The organism is Enterococcus sp. AZ156 (genome assembly GCF_051714165.1).
Classification (GTDB): domain Bacteria; phylum Bacillota; class Bacilli; order Lactobacillales; family Enterococcaceae; genus Enterococcus_B; species Enterococcus_B pernyi.
The window spans coordinates 1,512,256-1,532,232 of sequence record NZ_JBIORI010000001.1 but is presented as its reverse complement, the minus strand read 5'-3'; the positions used below and the strand labels follow the sequence as shown (position 1 = coordinate 1,532,232).

Genomic DNA, 19,977 nt, shown 5'->3' with positions numbered 1-19,977 from the left:
ATCTTTTTTTTGCTAAAAATCTTGTTACCGATAACAACAATGTAAGCGTTGTCTTTCAGTTAGTTATCTTTTATAGTTGTTTTTGTTAACTGAAAGACAAGGGAGGACTGAAATGAATACTGCAGCAATTTATCATCGACCCGAAAGTGAATTTGCTTATTTATACAGTGATACAACGATGCGGATTCGCTTACGTACAAGTAAAGATGATGTCAAACAAGTTTCTGTGATCAGCGGAGATCCATATACGATTTTCTCAGAAAATTGGTATTTAAAAGAACAACCAATGAAAAAAGGATTAAGTACACTTCTTCATGATTACTGGGAAATCGAGTTGACGAGTGATACTAGACGATTGCAATACGGTTTTCACATCGTGGGAATTGATGGGATGGATTGTTTTTACGGAGACCAAGGAATATTCCCTTATCAAGAAGAAACATTGGCGAATGCAAACTATTATTTCCGTATGCCATATTTTCAACAAATCGATCGCTTCAAAGTACCTGAATGGGCAAAACAAACGATTTGGTATCAAATATTTCCTGAACGCTTTGCGAATGGTGATTCAACAAATGATCCTAAAGGTACGTTGCCTTGGGGAAGTAAAGACCCGGATCGAGAAGATTTCTTTGGCGGAGATCTTCAAGGGGTGATCGATCATCTCGATTACCTAGCTGATTTAGGGATCACAGGGATTTATTTCTGTCCTGTTTTTGAAGCAACCTCGAATCACAAATATGACACGATCGATTACTATGCGGTCGATCCACAATTTGGTGATAAAGAGTTATTGAAAGAGTTAATCACAAAAGCGCATGATAAAAGAATCCGAATCATGCTGGATGCTGTGTTCAATCATATGGGTAGTCATGCCCCACAATGGCAAGATGTGATCGAAAATGGCGAGAAATCCCGCTACAAAGACTGGTTCCACATCCATTCATTTCCAGTGGATGCCTATCAAATGACAGATGTTCCTGAAACAGCCGAAAATCTGGCATATGATACGTTTGCTTTTACGCCATTTATGCCTAAGCTCAATACAGCAAATCAAGAAGTACAAGATTATTTATTAGATATTGCCACGTATTGGGTCAAGGAATTTGATATCGATGGGTGGCGGTTAGATGTAGCAAATGAAGTGGATCATCATTTTTGGAAGAAATTCAGAGAAGCGGTCACTACGATCAAACCTGATATTTATATTTTAGGCGAAATCTGGCATTCTTCTCAAGCTTGGTTACAGGGCGATGAATTCCATGCGGTGATGAACTACGCCTTTATGGATTCGATCAAAGACTATTTCGTCCATAAAAAAATCACACCCACTCAAATGGTCAGTGGCATGAATCATCAGCAAATGCTTTATCGTGATCAAGTCAATGAAGGGACATTCAATTTATTGGATTCTCATGATACAGCCAGAATCTTGACTTTGTGTAAAGAGGACAAGGAACTGATGAAATCAGTGTTAGCTTTCATGTTCTTACAAAAAGGGGCGCCTTGTATCTACTACGGAACAGAAATCGGCATGACAGGTCATGATGATCCTGACTGTCGAAAATGTATGGTCTGGGAAAAGGACCAGCAAGATCTTGAATTGAAGGGGTTCGTCAAAGAATTGATCTGTGTGCGTAAACAAGTGCAACAAGTGTTGATTGAAGGGGATCTGACTTGGCGATTGGTCGACGACAAAAACGAACAAATTCACTTGACTCGTCATCTCGATCAGCAAACCATTCATGCTTATTTCAATCAAGGAACAGAATCGTATTTGGTCGATTTAGAAAATGATGTTTTGTTCAGCCAAAATTGTGACATCTTAAAAGACGGCAAAGCTGAAGTCCAAACGAATGGATTTTTGATCCTTTGTTAAGTTGTTATCGGTAACACAGAGAAAGCGTTTGCAAATCGAGCTTTTGTAAACATATAATCAAATTGTAAGAGGAATAGAATAGAATCGGAGGAAAAAAAATGAGTAAACAGTTGCTAAAAAAATTCGGGTTAGGCGCATTATCTTTAGGGTTTATCGGGGGACTTGCTGCCTGTGGTAATGGTGGTTCATCAACTGCAGCAAATGAAGAAGATGGAAAAACATTAACGATTTCTGTCGATTCTGGTTACAAAGATTATGTCAATGAGATTAAAACAAAATTTGAAGAAGACAATGACGTTAAAATCAAGTTAGTCGAAAAAGACATGTTCGAACAATTGGAATCGCTTGCGTTGGACGGTCCCGCAGGAAAAGCACCAGATGTCATGATGGCAGCTTATGACCGGATCGGAGCATTAGGACAACAAGGGCATTTGGCAGAAGTGAAATTGGGGAACGAAGCAGATTACAATGATACGGATAAAGCTCAAGTAACGTATGAGGATAAAATCTATGGGGCACCGGCAGTTATCGAGACACTAGTTTTATACTATGACAAAGATCTAGTTGACACTGCACCGACAACTTTCAAAGATTTGGAAGCGTTAGCAAAAGATGAACGTTTCAATTTTGAATCTGAAGAAGGAACGAATACAGGATTTTTAGCAAAATGGACTGATTTTTATTATTCATATGGCTTGATTTCTGGTTACGGTGGCTATGTATTTGGTGAAGATGGAACAGACCCATCTGAAATTGGGTTAAACAATGCAGGAGCAGTAGAAGGAATCACTTATGCTACAGATTGGTTCCAAAATGTTTGGCCTAAAGGAATGCAAGATATCAAGAGTGCTGGCGACTTTGTCAACCAACAGTTCATGTCAAACAAGGCAGCAGCGATTATCGATGGCCCATGGCAAGCACAAACTTATCAAGAAAACAACATCAATTATGGCGTATCAAAAATCCCAACATTGAATAATGGTGAATCTTATCAACCATTTGGTGGAGGAAAAGGTTGGGTGGTAAGTAACTACTCTAAGAATAAAGAAGTGGCTCAAAAATGGTTAGATTATGTAACCAATACAGAAAATCAAGAAAAATTCTTTGAAATGGTCAACGAAGTACCAGCCAATCAAGTGGCTCGTGAAACAGCAAAAGGCACAAATGATGAATTGACGACTGCAGTTATTGAACAATATGAAACAGCACAAGCAATGCCAAATATTCCAGAGATGGCAGAAGTTTGGACAGGCGCAGAAAACTTGATGTTTGATGCTGGTTCAGGCAGAAAAACACCAAAAGAATCGGCTGACGACGCGGTGAAGACGATCAGCGAAGCAATTGAGCAAAAATATTAATTAGATCATCAAAAAGGTTGGAGCTGTGAAGGAAATTGCTTCTCAGCTCCATGTTTTACCTTTGATGAACGTGAGATGATTTTATAGAAAAGGCGCTTCAACATACAGCACCTGTTTTTAGTATCAAGAGGGGGGAACAACACCATGCAACAAGAAGATACAGCGGTCAATGTCAAAGGCACGATGTTACGTTCGATCATTCCAGGACTGGGTCAATTTGCAAATGGTCAAGTATTTAAAGGAGTCGTATTTTTAGCACTATTTATCGGATTTATCATCCAAATGGTTTTAGGTGGTTTTCAATCCTTAATAGGTTTAGTTACCTTAGGGAGTGTCCCAATGGAAGATCACTCATTATTTATGTTGATCCAAGGAACTTTGCAATTGATTGTGACAGCCTTGTTTTTATTTTTTTATTTCATCAATCTAGTAGATGCAAAACGTGTCGCAGTCATGAGAAAAGAAGGGAAAAAGATCAATCGAACAATGAAGGAAGTCATACATAATGTGGGTGATGAAGGCTTTCCTTATCTCTTGACGCTTCCAGCGTATCTATTGATGATTTTCACGATCATCTTTCCGGTTCTAGTGACATTATTTACAGCATTTACAAACTATGATTTCCAACACATCCCACCAGCAAGTTTGATCGACTGGGTGGGAGCAGAAAACTTCTTCAGTATTTTCTTTTTAAGTTCTTATCGAAATACATTTGTTGCCGTGTTCTCTTGGACCGTCATCTGGACGCTTTGTGCAACTACTTTACAAATCACGTTAGGCGTATTTACAGCAGTGATCGCGCACCAGAAATTTATCAAATTCAAACGTGTTTTTGGAATTATTTTCCTTTTACCATGGGCAGTCCCAGCATTTATCACGATCATGAGTTTTTCAAACATCTTTAACGATAGTGTGGGAGCGATCAACACGCAAGTTATTCCATTCTTGAATAATATCCCCTTTGTAGATATTGCCTCCGTTCCTTGGAAAACTGATCCGAACTGGACAAAAGTCGCAATCATCTTGATACAAGGCTGGTTAGGTTTTCCTTACATCTATGTGATGGTCACAGGGATCTTACAATCGATTTCTGAAGATCTTTACGAAGCAGCAAAAATCGACGGTGCGAATGCTTGGCAGCGCTTCTCAAGTATCACGTTGCCAGCAATCTTTCTTGTAGCAGCACCAACGTTTATCACACAGTATACAGGGAACTTCAATAACTTCTCCATGATCTACCTCTTCAATAATGGGGGACCGGGAAGTGTCGGTGGTGGTGCAGGATCAACGGATATCTTGATTTCGTGGATCTATAAATTGACCACGGGGACCTCGCCACAGTATTCGATGGCTTCTGCGATCACGCTGATCATTTCGATGATCGTCATTGCCGTTTCTCTGTTGGTATTCAAGAAAACTAATGCGTTCAAAATGGAGGACTAGTCATGAAAAAATTTAGTACGAGTGCTAAGTTCCAACGGAGACTTTCGCATTTCTTCACTTATGTGTTTTTGATCCTATTGTCGATCATTATCATCTATCCGTTATTGATCACAGCTAGTACTGCTTTCAAACCAGGCAATATTGCTGCTTTTAGTTTGGATTTCTCCGGTGATTGGACCTTAAATAATTTTTCTCGCTTATTCAATGAAACCTTGTATGGCACGTGGTATAAAAATACGTTGATCATTTCTGTTTTAACGATGGTCATTCAAGTAACTGTTGTGACACTTGCTGGTTATACGTATAGTCGTTATCGTTTCATCGGAAGAAAATCAAGTTTGATGTTCTTTCTAGTGATCCAGATGGTACCAACGATGGCAGCATTGACCGCTTTTTATGTGATGGCCTTTCTATTAGGTGCATTGGATCGTTATTGGTTCCTGACAATGATCTATATCGGTGGGGGAATCCCAATGAACACTTGGCTGATGAAAGGATACTTCGATACAGTCCCAATCGATTTAGATGAATCAGCTAAATTGGATGGTGCAGGACACTTTAGGATTTTCTTGCAAATCGTCTTGCCATTAGTCAAACCAATGATCGCAGTCCAAGCGCTTTGGGCATTTATGGGACCATTTGGTGACTTCATGTTGGCACGTTTCCTACTTCGTACGCCTGAAAATCAAACAGTTGCAGTTGGATTACAAACCTTTATTTCTGATGTAACCAACCAACGCGTTTCTCTGTTTGCGGCGGGAGCAATCTTGATTGCTGTACCAATATGTTTATTGTTCTTCTTTTTACAAAAAAACTTTGTGACCGGACTGACATCAGGCGGGACCAAAGGTTAGGAGTCGTTTGCTATGGATAAATTCCCACTCAATTACTTTTCAAGCTTAAGAAGTCCAAAACAGTTGTTTTTAGGTAGAAAACAACTCACTTGGCCAAAATTTATCGTGATCTTTCTGTTTCTAATTTCTTTTATGGTCATGCCGATTACTTTATTTTATACGAATCAAGTCTCGGCGATCCCGATGGAACAATTCTTATCGGTGAATACGTTGATCGATCAGGAAGGGGTGGCACGCTTACGTGAACTACAACTTACGAACGGTCGCTTAACAGCTGACTCTGAGATCATTAGTGTAACAAACGATGTCATCATCGGAACAGCACTGACGCCAGAAGAAATGGCAGAAAGAGGAGCCGCAATCAATTTTGAAGAGACCAGCTGGACGATCCGTCAAGAAGAGGATGGACAAAAACGAGAATACAATATGTCATATCCCTCCTCATTTGATTTTATGAGAATGACAAGTCCAAAAGAGTTTGAACAGTTTTTAGAGAATGAATTTTATGCGAGTAATCGACCGATGATCATTTTATCTTACAGTTTGACGTTAGGTATTTTATTGTTTATCATGACTGGCTTGATTTTGTTCGGCGCTGCCTTCTTTTTATGGCTAACAAGAAAAAGCAAATTCTCTTCTATAAAAAACTTTAAAGAGAGCGCAAATTTGATGTTGAATGTTCTAGGTGTGAGTTCGATAATTGCTGGTTTTGTCGGTTTTATCCATTTTGATTTTGTCTTGATGATGGGCATCCAGTCGACCATAGCCGTTTTATTGTTACTATGGATTTTCGCTAAAACTGGCTTCAAAGATTCAAAAGCGATCCAAGTCTGATCGAATCAAAAAAATGAAGAATGTAAGAGGGAAAGCAGAAATGTCTTCCTCCTTACACTCTTTATTTTTGTGTTTCTGAAATTTTCAAAAAGCTTTTATTTATTGCCTGTAATCTGTTGATTCTTTGACGAAATAGGTATAACGTAATAGTGTAATTTTTGTTTTAGGAGGATCATTATGTTAGAAAAAACAATTTATCATCAACTATTTTCGCACTCTTTTTCACTTCCAGTAGAAGTCACGTATTGGGATGGAACGACGAAGCAGTATGGGGATACCGATAACCCTCCACAAATCAAAATCACGCTCAATGAAGAGATCCCAATCAAAGAGTTGACGAAAAATGCTTCTCTTTCTTTAGGGGAAGCTTATATGGATCATCGCATTGAAATCGAAGGGAATATCCAATCATTGATCAACGATGCTTATAGTCATACCGATAGTTTCTTGCGTAGCAAAGATTATCTGAAGTGGTTACCAAAAAAAGAGAAACACACAAAGCAACAAAATAAAGCGGATATCCATGCTCATTATGACTTAGGCAATGATTTTTATCGCTTATGGCTTGATTCAACGTTGACGTATTCTTGTGCTTATTTCAAAACTCCAGAAGATAGTCTGGAGCAAGCGCAGATCAATAAAGTCCATCATATTTTAGATAAGCTATTTATCAAAGAAGGGGAATCCCTCTTGGATATTGGTTGTGGCTGGGGAACGTTACTATTTACTGCTGCAAAAGAATATCATGTCAAAGCGACTGGTATTACTCTCAGTGAAGAACAATACAACTTCATCACCAATAAAATCAAAGAAGAGCATCTAGAAGACCAATGTCGTGTGTTTCTAATGGATTACCGTGAGTTGAAAGAGGAGACTTTCGATCATATCACCAGTGTGGGGATGTTCGAACACGTAGGGTCAGAAAATCTACCTGAATATTTCAAAGTAGTCAAAGATTTGTTGAAACCTAAAGGAACTGCTTTGATCCATGGAATCAGCCGACAACAAGGTGGTGCAACGAATGCGTGGATCAATAAATATATTTTCCCTGGCGGTTATGTACCAGGTGTGACGGAACTGATTAAGGATATCACGGAAAACGATCTACAAGTGATCGACTTAGAAAGTTTACGTCGTGATTACCAATGGACATTACAACATTGGACGCAACGTTTCCATGCGGTTCAAGAGCAGGTGACTCAGGAGATGGGTGATCGGTTCTATCGTATGTGGGATCTTTATTTACAAGCCTGTGCCGCATCTTTTGAATCGAGCAATATCGATGTGATCCAGTACTTGTTAGTCCATCCAGGGAACAATTCGATCCCAATGCATCGGAAATAATTTATTGAGTTTTGTTTTTTTATTTAAATGAAAAGAACCTGTTTTTACTTTTTTACGTAAAAACAGGTTCTTTTTTAGTTGTAAAATCAGACTATAGACTGATTTTTCATGGTATCGGCTGACAGTATTCACTCTTTTCGTTATACTGAAAATAAATACCTAATAAAAAGGAGAATTGTTATGAAATCAAAAGTTATTTTTACAGGCTTATTTTCTTTACTACTTTTGGCGGGGTGCCAGCCAAACCAAACAACTACCCCATCAAGTACGACCAATCAGTCGTCAGAAACAACTGTAACCTCTACGAACAAGTCAGAAGACTCTAGCACATCCGCTGGTTCTACTGATTCATCCTCTTCACAAACAGCAAACCCTGATATTCAAGTTTCTGCGGATCGTGCGATTGAATTATTCCAAAACAAATACCCAGATGCAGCAATCACTAGCTTAGAACTCGATAGTGATTGGGGAAGCTACTTCTACAAAATTGAAGGTGTCGATGATCAAAACGAATATTCAGTGAAAATCAATGCGATGGACGAAAAACTTGAGGCAGAGAATCCAGAGCAATTAGATCGTGACGAACAAAACGGCAAGAAAAAATCAGAAGACGGCTTAGATGTCAGCAATCTGATCTCAATCGAAGAAGCTGGGAAAATCGCGGTTGAAAAAGTTGGCGCTGGAACTGCTACAGATTGGGACCTTGATAAAGAATTAGGAACTACTTACTGGGATGTCAAAGTGAAAAATGGCAACCAAACAACAAATGTAAAAATCAATAGTCAAACAGGAGAAGTATTGTCTTCAGAAATCGATGATTGATCGAACATTCGATAAATTTTTGTTGATTTTGTTCGCTTAAATGATACACTAGAAAAAACGCTTTATTAAAAGGAGAGAATAACTTGAGCTTAACGACTACTTTCTTAAATCATTCTTTTGAAAATCCCTTGATGAACGCTTCTGGTGTCCATTGCATGACTACAGCGGAATTAGATGAACTTGCACATTCGAATGCGGGGGCGTTCATTACAAAAAGCTGTACCATCAATGAGCGAGCAGGAAACCCTGAACCTCGTTATTATGATGTGCCACTGGGGAGTATCAATTCAATGGGCTTACCAAACTTAGGTTTTTCCTATTATCTGGATTATGCATTGGCCTACGAGAAAGAGCATGGACAAGAACAACCATTGTTTTTCTCGATTGCCGGTATGAGTGCAGAGGAAAATCTGGAAATGTTGAAGTTGATCGAAGAAAGTGATTACCAAGGGATCACTGAGCTGAATCTTTCATGCCCAAATGTTCCAGGAAAACCGCAGCTAGCTTACGATTTCGAGGCAACAGCAGCTTTATTGAAAGAAGTCTTTCAAGTGTTCTCAAAACCGTTGGGAATCAAACTTCCTCCTTATTTTGATTTCGCCCACTTTGATCAAATGGCGGAAATCTTGAATCAGTACCCGATCGCCTATGTGAACTCGATCAACAGTGTGGGAAATGGCCTTTATATCGATACTGAGAGTGAAACAGTCGTCATCAAACCAAAAGATGGTTTTGGTGGACTTGGAGGCGAATATATCAAACCTACTGCGTTAGCGAATGTCCGGGCATTTTATACCCGCTTGAAACCAGAGATCAAAATCATCGGTACTGGCGGTATCCGCAATGGACAAGATGCTTTTGAACATTTATTATGCGGCGCAAGCATGTTACAGATCGGTACGGAACTTCACAAAGAGGGAGTAGCTATTTTTGATCGTATCAGTAAAGAATTAGAGACGATCATGGCGGAAAAAGGCTACCATTCAATCGACGAATTTAGAGGGAAATTACGCTCGATGTCGTAATACCTCTTTCATTCTTATAACTAGAGAAAAACACTTGAAGCATTCAGTTGCTTCAAGTGTTTTTCTATTTAGAATAAGAGACTAAGCGTAAACATTGTTGCTTTTTCTGTCATATGAGAAAATAACCGTAACTGAGGAGGGAGAGCATGAAAGATGCAACATATCTTGCGAATGGTTTAAGAACAAAGCAATTCAGCTTGGAAGAACTTTTTACAGAAACAAAGCGGAAAATCGAAAAGTTCAATCCAGAAATCAACGCATTTGTCACACTTGAAGCACTTGATTTCCAATCAAATGTAAAACGACCACAACTGGATAGTGATTCGCTACTAGCAGGAATACCATTTCCTTTAAAAATGCTAGGACAAGAAAAAAAAGGCTGGTTGGCAACTTCTGGTTCAAGGATTTTCGAAGAACACCGAGCATCCAAAAATTCAAATTATGTTCAGGCGGTAGAAAAAGCTGGCCTAGTTTCATTTGGTCAAACGAATGCACCTGAGTTTGGCTTTAAGAATATTACCGATCCACAATTATATGGCCCAGCACGAAATCCATGGAACTTGGCATACTCTCCAGGAGGATCAAGTGGCGGAGCTGCGGCGGCTGTTGCGGCTGGGATCGTTCCTATGGCAGGTGCCAGTGACGGGGGTGGTTCGATCCGTATTCCAGCCTCATTTTCTGGCTTGATCGGTTTGAAGCCATCAAGAGGAACAATGCCTGTTGGTCCAAATGCTTGGCGAGGCTGGCAAGGAGCGGCAATTGATTTCGGACTAACGATTTCCATGAGAGATACAAAAGCGTTGTTCCAAGCATTACAAGGAATCAATAGTGGGGCACCTTATCAAGTGACACCAGCCTTTTGGCAACAGCATCCAGTGAAGGAACGGTTGAAAATCGCTGTCTGTGTTGATTCACCAATCGGGTCGAAGGTAAGTGTAGATGCTCAAATTGCTGTTCAAAAAGCACTGCATTTTCTAGAACAATCAGGACATGAAACCGTTGAGATTCCTTATCCTTTAGATGGACGTACATTGATCAACTCGTATTATCAAATGAATGGTGCTGAAACGGCAGCAATGATCGAGTCGATCGAAAATGGGTTGCAGCGGAGGATAGAAAGCAACGAGCTAGAACCAATCTCATGGACATTATGGCAATACGGTAAAAAACTTACAGCAGCAGACTATGTGCATTCCTTGCACGTATGGGATCATGCAGCTGTCACGATGGAAAGCTTATTTGAGTCCTTTGATTTGTTCCTTTCGCCAACCACTGCGGATACTGCGCCTAAAATCACAGCTGACTTACAAAGTGACTTGATCCGTCAGCAGATGGCTGATGTCTCTCATTTATCGGCAGATGAAGGGTTGGCAGTCGTGTCAGCGATGTTTGAAGAGAGCTTGACGATCACTCCTTATACACAACTAGCGAACTTAACTGGGCAACCTGCAATAAGTCTACCTACACATGTCAGTGAACAAGGATTGCCACTAGGAATTCAGTTTATGGCTGCCAGAGGAAGAGAAGACTTACTCTTTCAGATTGGTGAATTATTTGAAAAACATGGTTTGTTTTATCTTCCGCCAGGAATCGAGCAAGCGTAAGAGATCAACAGAACAAATGAATCGTGCGATTTTTAATACGGAATAGCAAACAGGTAGAAGAATTTACCGTTAAGTCGATCGATCAATAAAAAACGAGTGCAATTGAAAAGACGAAAAATGTGATGTTTGAGCTGCATTTTTCGTCTTTTCTATGTTGCTTTTTTTATTGTTAGACAAGTAGCATACAAAAAAATAAAATGGTTGTTGGATTATCTTGGCTTTTCAGGTAGAATGAAAAGCGAAAGTATGTTCGGAGGTGAAGTGTATGAAAACTCCTTTAACGATCGAGCTGGAATCATCGTTGTATCATTATTGTATCGAACAGGGAGGGATCGTGGTCGAGGAAGTAACAATGCCTGAGGATCATGGAATCGTGGATACTTTAAGTTGTCTGATGAAATTTGACGGAACAAGAGAATGGCGCTGTTATGAATTGAAAGTCACAAAAGCTGATTTTCGCTCAACTGCTAAATTGTCCTTTGTCGGTCACTATAATTATTTTGTTTTACCAAAAAATTTATATGAAGAAGTTAAAAGTGAGATCCCACCAGAGATTGGTGTATTAGTTTATCGTTCGTATGCACTAGAAGAGGAAATGCCTGTTCCTGGAACTTTTATTATTGCAAAAAAAGCAATGCGCCGTGAATTAGGTGTAGCAGAAGAGGCATTGACTAATCGTTTTATGGCTTCATTGTTTAGAGAAGTCAGAAAGGCCAAACAAATGGAACGGGGAGTAAAATATTTCCCTTCAGATCAGCTGTACAAAGAATTAAAAAAACGCTCAGAAACGCAAGATCCCTTCTCAAAAGAACGCTACTATGAAAGGTTTATTGATGAAATTGAAAGTCAAGCAATCCATGATCTGCAAGAAGAAAATCGTGCCTTGCGACAAGAACAGGACTGGTTGCGCCAGCAACGTCATATTCGACGTCTGCCAACTGAACCATTGGAGTGAATAATATATGTATTATCCTTATTTACGTGGCAAACAATTCGATCTACTTGCATTAAAGGAAAGTTTGAATCGTGGACTTTTATCCACTAAGATTCAGCCAATCATCGAGCCAGTACGTGATTCGGCGACGCTAAAAAATGTTGTCGAGTTGTTTCAAAAAAAGAATCATCCGCTGATTATCATAAAGAATCCGCAAGTAGGTCAGTTCAAACTGTTCGATCAACCGATTCACACATGGGTGACCAGTGAAGATAGCTCGTTAGCAGAGGCAGAGATCATTACGCCGAGCAATTATGAAAGAATGATTGAATCACCCCCGCCATTCATTATTTTTGATAGACAACATCAACCTAGAGAAAATGCGATTTGGCAAGCTTTGATCAAAACTAATGCGACATTTTTCATTCCTGATTCTAGTCGCTTACGCATGCAATTGCCTGAGAATAAAATCATTGTCCGTGATCAATTTCAAACGAGACGGCATGTGGAAAATTATGCAGAAAAAAATGATGATTTTTTTAGCGATGATCATCTGTTCTTTCAAATGGATGGCTATCATGGGTTTTCCAATTTTACGATCGAAGGCAGTCGTTACTTCGATAAAGGATTTCCCAGTCGAGCGTTGGCCTTGCATATTACATACGTCGATGCTTATGGGAATATGCGAATCAAACACTTCGTTTCAGATACCAATGATTCCGCAAAAGATCAAGCATTGAAATTTATGGAAGCAGCCAATAAAATGTATGGTTGGTTGATGAGGAACCATCAACAAATTTATATCACGGAAGGATTACTTGAGCTTGTCAGCTTGTATCGCCAACAAAAATTCCCTGGTCTGGGAGTTTTGAAGAAATGGACATTGTTACATCATCTTGAATTAGTTAGTCAGCTCTTAGATCATCCGACAGACTGGTTACGCAGTGGTTCAAGAATAGACAAGCTATACAAATTGATCACAGATCAATAAAAGGAGCAGAGATATGTACCTTAGAAAAACTACATTAGATGATTTGCCGAGAGTGCTACAAATCATTGATCAAGCTGCAGCATACCTTGCTGAGCAAGGATTGCCTCAATGGCAAGGAGATCAAAAACCATCAAAAGAACGATTCATCGAAGACATTGAAAGGCAGGAAAGCTTCGTCTTGATTGACGAAGAAGACATCGTTGGCACTGCGGCGCTTGTTGCAGGCATTGATCCGGTCTATACAGCAATTGCCGGAAATTGGGAGGGGAGAGAGCCGTATCTTTCCATCCATCGAGTTGCTCTTGATCAAAACGTAAGAGGGAAAAGACTTGGAAAACAATTATTAGATCATTTATTGACCGTTGCCACATGTCAAGGAATCAAGGACGTTCGGATCGATACGTTTCCCACTAATCACCCAATGGAAAAAACGATATACTCGGCAGGTTTTCATTATTGTGGCATGATTGAATTTCCATTCCCACACGGAGAAAGAAAAGCCTATCAAAAATTATTGTGAAGTGCTCAAAACTAAAAGCAAGCCAACTGTTCAGCGATGATCCGCTGCATGGATGGCTTGCTTTAAATTTTCTGTTTCGATTTCTAACGTCTGATTATTTTCAAATGAGATCAAGGTAGGAATAAGTGTTAATTTTTCAAGTTCTTTTTGATCTTTTTCAAAGAGAGCAAGCCGTTGCCTGATTTTATCTGGTGAGTCTCCGCGAAGTACAAATCGTTCATACAACTTTTCTTTTGCTACTATGATGAAGACAGGGACGATACAACGACCAAATTGTTCATACAAGTGCCAAAAACCTGGGGCTGTAAGGACCGTGAAGCAGTCACCCTGTGCAAGCTTCGTTGAGATCTCTTGTTTACTTGAGCCATAATAGTGATCGGCGTACCGATCCCATTCGGCAAATTCCTGATGGACGATCATTTCTTCAAAGGTCTCTTGAGAAACAAAATGGTAATCAAGGTGATTTTTTTCATTTTTTCGTGGGGGGCGGGTCGTATACGTAATGATCTTTTGTTGTGAAGAAAAAATTGCATGAGCTAGTGTCGTCTTTCCGGAACCAGAAGGCCCAATAAATACATAACATTTATTCATAGGAAATATTCCTTTCTATAGTGACATGATCAAAGACATGTTTATAACTAATATATACCGAAAAGTGGAAATCTGTCATTTAAAATAAAAAAACTTAACCAATTTAAACAGGTCATCTGTTCAAACCAGCCAAGTTCAGTATACTTAAGACGCTAGATAAAAGATAGCTTTACAACAGTATTCCGGTAACAATTGCGCTTAAAAAGCTGACTAATGAAGCGGTGAACAAAATTTTCAATCCATGTTTTGCTACAAGATTACCTTTTTCTTCATTCAACCCTTTCATTGCCCCTGAAATGATCCCAATTGAAGAGAAGTTCGCAAATGATACTAAGAAGACTGATAAGATAGCGGTGGTACGTTCTGTAAATTCAAAAGTTCCAGTCGATAATTCAGTCATTGCTACAAACTCATTTGTCACAAGTTTTGTTGCCATGATACTACCGGCATCAACCGCTTCTTTCCAAGGAATCCCACTGATAAATGCAAATGGCGCAAAAATATACCCTAAAATCTGTTGGAATGTAATCCCAAAAATCCCGCTGAACAAGGCATTGATCATAGCAATCAAAGCAACAAAACCGATCAACATTGCAGCCACTGTGATTGCGACATGGAAACCATCTAAAATATATTCGCCTAACATTTGGAAAAATGTTTGTTCTTTGTCTTCTTCAATCACTAATTCATCTTCTTTTTCGTCTAACTCATAAGGATTGACGATCGAGGCAAGAATATATCCACCAAAAAGATTCAAAACTAAAGCAGTGATCACGTATTTTGAATCAATCAATGCCATATAGGAACCAACGATGGACATCGAAACCGTGGACATTGCGGAAACACTCATCGAGAACAGACGCTTTTCGGTTAAGAAAGGCAGTTCCTTTTTGATGGAGATAAAAACTTCTGATTGACCTAAAATCGCTGAAGCAACACCATTATAAGATTCTAATTTTCCCATTCCGTTGATTTTACTCAATCCTAAACCGACTGCTTTCATAAATAAAGGAAGAATCTTGATGTAACGCAAAATCCCAATAATTGCAGAAATAAAGACGATTGGCATCAACACATTCAAGAAGAATGGGGCACTTCCAACGTTTGCTACACCCCCAAAGACGAAATTGACACCTTCACCGGCAAATGCCAATAAGTGATCAAATAGCTTGGCTAGCATCGCAACAACCGCTGTACCAAAAGTCGTACGCAGTAAAACAAACCCAAACGCAAATTGCAAAACGAGCATGATGATCAATGGTTTGCGTTTGATGGCTTTTCGATCGCTACTGATCAAAACCGCCAACCCAAAAATCAAAAGTAAACCTATTATTCCAATAAACTGACTCAAAAAAATCACTCCTTACCAAATTCCGTTTAATTCTACATGTTATTTTTAAAGAATACGAATCTTTTGAGAGAAATTTCATGAGATTTTTAGACTAAAGCGTATACATGTAAGAGAACGGAAAGATAGATGTCTTTTAATGAATAGAAGTCACTTTGGGAAACCTAAATTGTTGATTTATCTAGCGGTTGTGGCATATACGTATATTACTTGGTAGACGAAGGTAGATGAATATTATCAGGACTTGTTAGACGAGCAACAACTTTACTTTATTTATTTTTAAAACAGGAAAGTCTGACACAGAAGCTGCTTCTCCAAAAAACAAAGGGTACCCACAAAAATTTGAGCAATTTTCATGGATACCACCTTATTTATCGAGGTAACTTCTATTTTTCTATTTTAGCCATCATCGAAGAATTATTTATTGATAATACAAGTTTTCTGAAGGGTAAACAGGCGCACTAGTGATGTCGATACCTAATTGTTTCAGGTTTTGTTCATCATTCTTATTGATCATCACAGTTGAATGTGCTTGCGCACCTTCAAGTTCTGCTAATTTTTCATAAGCAACTTGTGCTATTGGATTAGTCACTGCACTGATTGATAAAGCAATCAACACCTCATTGAGATTGAGTGTATCGATCGAAGAGTGCAATGCCTTGCTTTTAAGTCCTTGGATCGTTTCCAAGACAAGAGGCGATAACAACGGAATATCATCAGAGATATGGGCGAGATATTTGATCGCATTCAAGACAACAGCAGCCGAAGCATCCATTAATTGACTTGTCCGACCTGTAAGGATCACTTGATCAGGAAGTTCGATCGCGATCACTGCCATCGGTTCAGTACTTGCCGCTTGACTAGTTTTTGCATACTCATGAGCAGGGGTCACGACTTTACGGTCTTCTGGACGTAAACCGACTTCCTCCATGATCAATTTGATACGATTGACGGCATCTTCATCTGTCAAACCTTTTTTAAAGTCACAAGCCGTTTGGAAATAGCGTCTGATGATCTCTTGTTTCGAGGCTTCCTGTACGACTTCATCATCCGTGATACCGAAGCCTACGCGGTTGACGCCCATATCAGTAGGAGACTGGTAGACCGATTCCTTACCAGTGATTTTTTCGATGATCCGTTTAATGACTGGGAAAGTCTCTACATCACGATTGTAGTTGACTGCCACCTTATTATAGGCATCAAAATGAAAAGAATCGATCATATTGACATCTTTCAAATCGACTGTTGCTGCTTCATAAGCAATGTTCAAGGGATGTTTCAATGGAACATTCCAAACAGGGAAAGTCTCAAATTTAGAGTAACCTGCTGCATTGCCTTTTTGGCTCTCGTGATACAGTTGGTTCAAGCAGGTAGCTAATTTCCCACTACCTGGACCAGGAGCTGTCACGACAACGATTGGTTTCGTTGTTTCGATGTATTCGTTCTTGCCGAAACCATCCTCTGAAACGATTTTTTCGACATTGATCGGATAATCCTCGATTTCAGCGTGTTTATAGACTTTGATATTCCGACGCTCCAATTTATTGATAAATACTTTAGTTGCTGGTTGTCCGTTATACCGGGTGATCACTACACTATTGATCGATAATCCATATCCTCGTAATTCATCGATCAAGCGCAAGATATCCATATCATATGTGATCCCATAATCACCACGAATCTTATTCCGCTCGATGTCACCAGCATACACACAAATCAAAATCTCCGCTTGGTCACGCAACTTTTGCAATAATTTGATTTTAGCATCTTCTTCAAATCCTGGTAAGACACGTTTGGCATGCTTATCATCGACTAATTTCCCACCAAATTCCAGATACAACTTATCATAATGATGAACGCGTTCAAGGATATACGCAGATTGCTCTTCGATATACTTTTCTGAGTCAAAACCTATTTTTTTCACTTGTTTCCCTCCTTAGCTACTCTCGCATTTTTTCATTTTTTGAAGGTTTCGTCAACTATCAATTAAGTATATAAAGAAATTTCAAAGAAAAAACAAAAGAAACATGCTTGTCTCAGAAGGCATTCATTGGTATGATAGGTTTGATAAGGAAGGTGTCCTATGAAAAAAAGACAAAAAAAGAAAAACGCGTACAAACAGTATATACGCTCAATTTTTACAGGATATGAGCATATGCTAGAAGATAGTGAACTAAATGAATTAAAGTTCTCTTACTTAAATGAAGAAACATTACTTACACGAGATGAAAACCAACGCATCCATTTTACAACAAGAGATTTACCCAAAAAATAAAGCTAAGAGCGGGGAATCGCTGACCCGCTCTTTTATGTTCTCTAACTTTCAATTAATACAAGTAAAAGTAATTTTTGTTCTAAGTCAGCGCATACTTAGTAACACTTTTTTCTTAGAAAATGATACTATTGGATTACATAGAATAATTGATGGAAAATTGATGCGTTCAAAAGCAAGAGGAGGCCAGTAAGATGATAGACCCACAGACGAACGAACATTATGATGAAAACGAACAAGAGGAAGCATCTTCGTTTTACGATATCAAAGAAAAAGCAAGTATGAATCTTTCACAATTATTAGAAGATCTGCAAGCTTTTGAACAAGCTGTCCGCGAGGAGAATATTCCCGCAATCTATCAGTTATACAATGGACGCTTGAACGATGAGCTTAAAAAAAGCTCAAATGAAAATCATGAGATCGATCAGCTGTTGATGCGGAAGATCCATGACCGTTTCTTGCAAGAATTTCCCTTTATGAAACATACAGAGACCATCTCTCCGACGATGAGTTATTACCAGATCGGCACCTATTTTCATGAACGAGCAACGATTGGGATCGATGCCAGCTTACCTGAAATCTTTGTATTACCGCAAATCGATGAAGAATGGGAGAACTATGCGACGCAACAAACCCATGATTTTGATAAAAAAATCAATGAGTTAGAGGCAAAAGTGATCACTGCAAAAACAGAGATCGAGCGTTTAGAAGAGGCCATCAAAGAGATCGATCAGCAAATCACTGACTTAGATGATACGAAAGGTTTCTTGAATCGTAAAAAAATAGACGAAGAAATCCAAGCGTTAGAACAAAAGAAACAAGCACTTGAAAATGAAAAATTAGGTTGGTTGCCTTATATCGAAGAACCAGAAAAAATCCAAAAACAAAAGCAAACCTTATTACATGAAGAAAAAGCGGACCAGCTACGCGCTGCGATCGTTGAAAAAGAACAACGTCAAATCAAAAAATATTTTGGTGACATGGAAGGTTTCAGACAGTCGATCCATCGTTTCTTGATGTCGTACCTTGGCAGTGAAAACCCTGAAATAGTAGAAGAGGGAGGAGACGAGTGATGACAAAACAAGAAGATTTAGACCTACAAGAAGTAACAGCTGAAAATCATGGAACGACTGACCCAGTAGAAGAAGCATCCAGCATCGACAAAGAGTTGGCGAATGAAGTAGAAGAAATTCGCGAAGAAGCCAAAATCCACGAAAAAGAAAAAGTCGTCCCAAACTCGACGAATCAAACAGATAATGAACGTTCAACGATCGAGCAAGCGGTCAATGAAAACCAAGCATATCTTTCTGGTAAACAAAATGATCACGAAGACATCGTTGACTTGATTGCAGCCGCAGAAGAAGAGTTGGCCGATTTACGATTACGTAAATATTTGATCGAAGCGGATTTCAATGAGTTATTGGTCGCATATCATCGCTATGTGTTAGAAGATACACCGATTTCTGCCATTGCTAAGACAAGTTTGATCGAATACTTTGCCTACGAGATATTAAAACCATTGAATGATATTGGCTTGGAGTTATCCAAACAAGCATATGATGTATGGGAAACAAGATATTTTTCAATCAATTATAGTTTGACCCCACAAAAAGAATTGTTGTTCTCCTTTGTGTTACCAACGATCGACCAACGATACCAAGTAGAATCCATCAATTTGATGCGAGTATCCCCAGAACAAATGACGATCGAGATCGATGATGACCGAGTGTTAGCATTGATTCGTCATTGGTCTGTTGAACGCGTGTTTTCGGCTAGTCAGATCACGATTTTCAATCACAAGTTGAATCAATTATTTGCTTATGCACGTAAATTAGGTTTTACGGTGGATCAAACCTTGTTGGACAATACGAAGCCACTAAGATTAGATATTTCAAGTAAGTTTCCAGCTACGCAAGAAGTATTAGATGATATTTTTATTGTCACAATGAAAAATCCGCAGTATGATATGGAAAAATTGGATGACACGACTTATAAGGTGTTGCTGGATAAAGGTCAGTCGCTCCAAATTTCTCTTAAAGACACAACACAGACAGATCTAGCGATTTCTTCTGGTGACTATCATCGTTCAGTGATCGATTTCTTTATCAATTATGAATTTTTAGTACCTTTGATGGTCCGCAAAAATTGATGAAAAAGA

At 39.0% G+C, this 19,977-nt stretch carries 18 protein-coding genes; 15 read left to right on the top strand and 3 right to left on the bottom strand.

Going from position 1 to position 19,977, the window contains the following annotated elements:
• Positions 1–112 precede the first annotated feature (112 nt).
• The 12 genes from IGJ95_RS07300 to IGJ95_RS07245 all read left to right on the top strand — a co-directional run bounded on the left by IGJ95_RS07300 (position 113) and on the right by IGJ95_RS07245 (position 13,608).
• Positions 113–1,879 (top strand): glycoside hydrolase family 13 protein, encoded by a 1,767-nt coding sequence (locus IGJ95_RS07300; RefSeq protein WP_438761652.1) that lies wholly within the window; start codon positions 113–115, stop codon positions 1,877–1,879.
• Positions 1,880–1,977: 98 nt separating this feature from the next.
• Entirely contained in the window at positions 1,978–3,237 is a 1,260-nt protein-coding gene (locus IGJ95_RS07295) for an extracellular solute-binding protein (protein ID WP_438761650.1), read from the top strand.
• A gap of 144 nt (positions 3,238–3,381) precedes the next feature.
• A complete protein-coding gene (locus IGJ95_RS07290) occupies positions 3,382–4,680 on the top strand; it encodes a carbohydrate ABC transporter permease (protein WP_010735424.1) in 1,299 nt (432 codons plus the stop codon).
• A gap of 2 nt (positions 4,681–4,682) precedes the next feature.
• Positions 4,683–5,534, top strand: coding sequence for a sugar ABC transporter permease (locus tag IGJ95_RS07285; protein WP_010735425.1), 852 nt, complete (start codon positions 4,683–4,685; stop codon positions 5,532–5,534).
• A gap of 12 nt (positions 5,535–5,546) precedes the next feature.
• A complete protein-coding gene (locus tag IGJ95_RS07280) occupies positions 5,547–6,368 on the top strand; it encodes an integral membrane protein (RefSeq protein ID WP_023519690.1) in 822 nt (273 codons plus the stop codon).
• A 177-nt stretch (positions 6,369–6,545) separates the two neighbouring features.
• A complete protein-coding gene (locus IGJ95_RS07275; protein ID WP_023519689.1) occupies positions 6,546–7,712 on the top strand; it encodes an SAM-dependent methyltransferase in 1,167 nt (388 codons plus the stop codon).
• Between the two features lie 180 nt (positions 7,713–7,892).
• Positions 7,893–8,534, top strand: a complete 642-nt coding sequence (locus IGJ95_RS07270; protein WP_023519688.1) for a PepSY domain-containing protein — start codon at positions 7,893–7,895, stop codon at positions 8,532–8,534.
• Between the two features lie 83 nt (positions 8,535–8,617).
• Positions 8,618–9,559, top strand: a complete 942-nt coding sequence (locus IGJ95_RS07265; RefSeq protein WP_071867076.1) for a dihydroorotate oxidase — start codon at positions 8,618–8,620, stop codon at positions 9,557–9,559.
• A 146-nt stretch (positions 9,560–9,705) separates the two neighbouring features.
• Entirely contained in the window at positions 9,706–11,163 is a 1,458-nt protein-coding gene (locus IGJ95_RS07260; RefSeq protein ID WP_023519686.1) for an amidase, read from the top strand.
• A 265-nt stretch (positions 11,164–11,428) separates the two neighbouring features.
• Positions 11,429–12,118 (top strand): hypothetical protein, encoded by a 690-nt coding sequence (locus tag IGJ95_RS07255; protein WP_062805222.1) that lies wholly within the window; start codon positions 11,429–11,431, stop codon positions 12,116–12,118.
• A gap of 7 nt (positions 12,119–12,125) precedes the next feature.
• Positions 12,126–13,088 (top strand): sce7725 family protein, encoded by a 963-nt coding sequence (locus tag IGJ95_RS07250; protein WP_438761648.1) that lies wholly within the window; start codon positions 12,126–12,128, stop codon positions 13,086–13,088.
• Between the two features lie 13 nt (positions 13,089–13,101).
• Positions 13,102–13,608, top strand: coding sequence for a GNAT family N-acetyltransferase (locus IGJ95_RS07245; protein WP_010735433.1), 507 nt, complete (start codon positions 13,102–13,104; stop codon positions 13,606–13,608).
• Between the two features lie 30 nt (positions 13,609–13,638).
• Here IGJ95_RS07245 and IGJ95_RS07240 read toward each other — a convergent pair whose 3' ends face one another.
• From IGJ95_RS07240 to IGJ95_RS07230, 3 genes are all read right to left on the bottom strand, one after another.
• Positions 13,639–14,199 carry a guanylate kinase gene (locus IGJ95_RS07240; RefSeq protein ID WP_023519683.1) on the bottom strand — a complete coding sequence of 187 codons (561 nt, stop codon included), beginning with the start codon at positions 14,197–14,199 and terminating at the stop codon, positions 13,639–13,641.
• Positions 14,200–14,368: 169 nt separating this feature from the next.
• Positions 14,369–15,550, bottom strand: a complete 1,182-nt coding sequence (locus IGJ95_RS07235; RefSeq protein ID WP_096081545.1) for a NupC/NupG family nucleoside CNT transporter — start codon at positions 15,548–15,550, stop codon at positions 14,369–14,371.
• Positions 15,551–15,968: 418 nt separating this feature from the next.
• The gene (locus tag IGJ95_RS07230) at positions 15,969–17,471 is read right to left on the bottom strand and encodes a DUF1846 domain-containing protein (protein WP_010735436.1); all 1,503 of its coding nucleotides are present in this window, start codon (positions 17,469–17,471) and stop codon (positions 15,969–15,971) included.
• A 159-nt stretch (positions 17,472–17,630) separates the two neighbouring features.
• On the opposite strand from IGJ95_RS07230, the gene IGJ95_RS07225 reads away from it, so the two are divergent.
• The 3 genes from IGJ95_RS07225 (at position 17,631) to IGJ95_RS07215 (ending at position 19,968) form a co-directional block, all read left to right on the top strand.
• The gene (locus IGJ95_RS07225; protein WP_010735437.1) at positions 17,631–17,822 is read left to right on the top strand and encodes a hypothetical protein; all 192 of its coding nucleotides are present in this window, start codon (positions 17,631–17,633) and stop codon (positions 17,820–17,822) included.
• A 191-nt stretch (positions 17,823–18,013) separates the two neighbouring features.
• The gene (locus IGJ95_RS07220; protein WP_010735438.1) at positions 18,014–18,892 is read left to right on the top strand and encodes a hypothetical protein; all 879 of its coding nucleotides are present in this window, start codon (positions 18,014–18,016) and stop codon (positions 18,890–18,892) included.
• Complete coding sequence (locus tag IGJ95_RS07215; RefSeq protein ID WP_010735439.1) at positions 18,892–19,968, top strand: hypothetical protein; 1,077 nt, start codon at positions 18,892–18,894, stop codon at positions 19,966–19,968. The genes IGJ95_RS07220 and IGJ95_RS07215 overlap by 1 nt, the downstream gene beginning before the upstream one ends.
• The last annotated feature ends 9 nt before the right edge of the window (positions 19,969–19,977 follow it).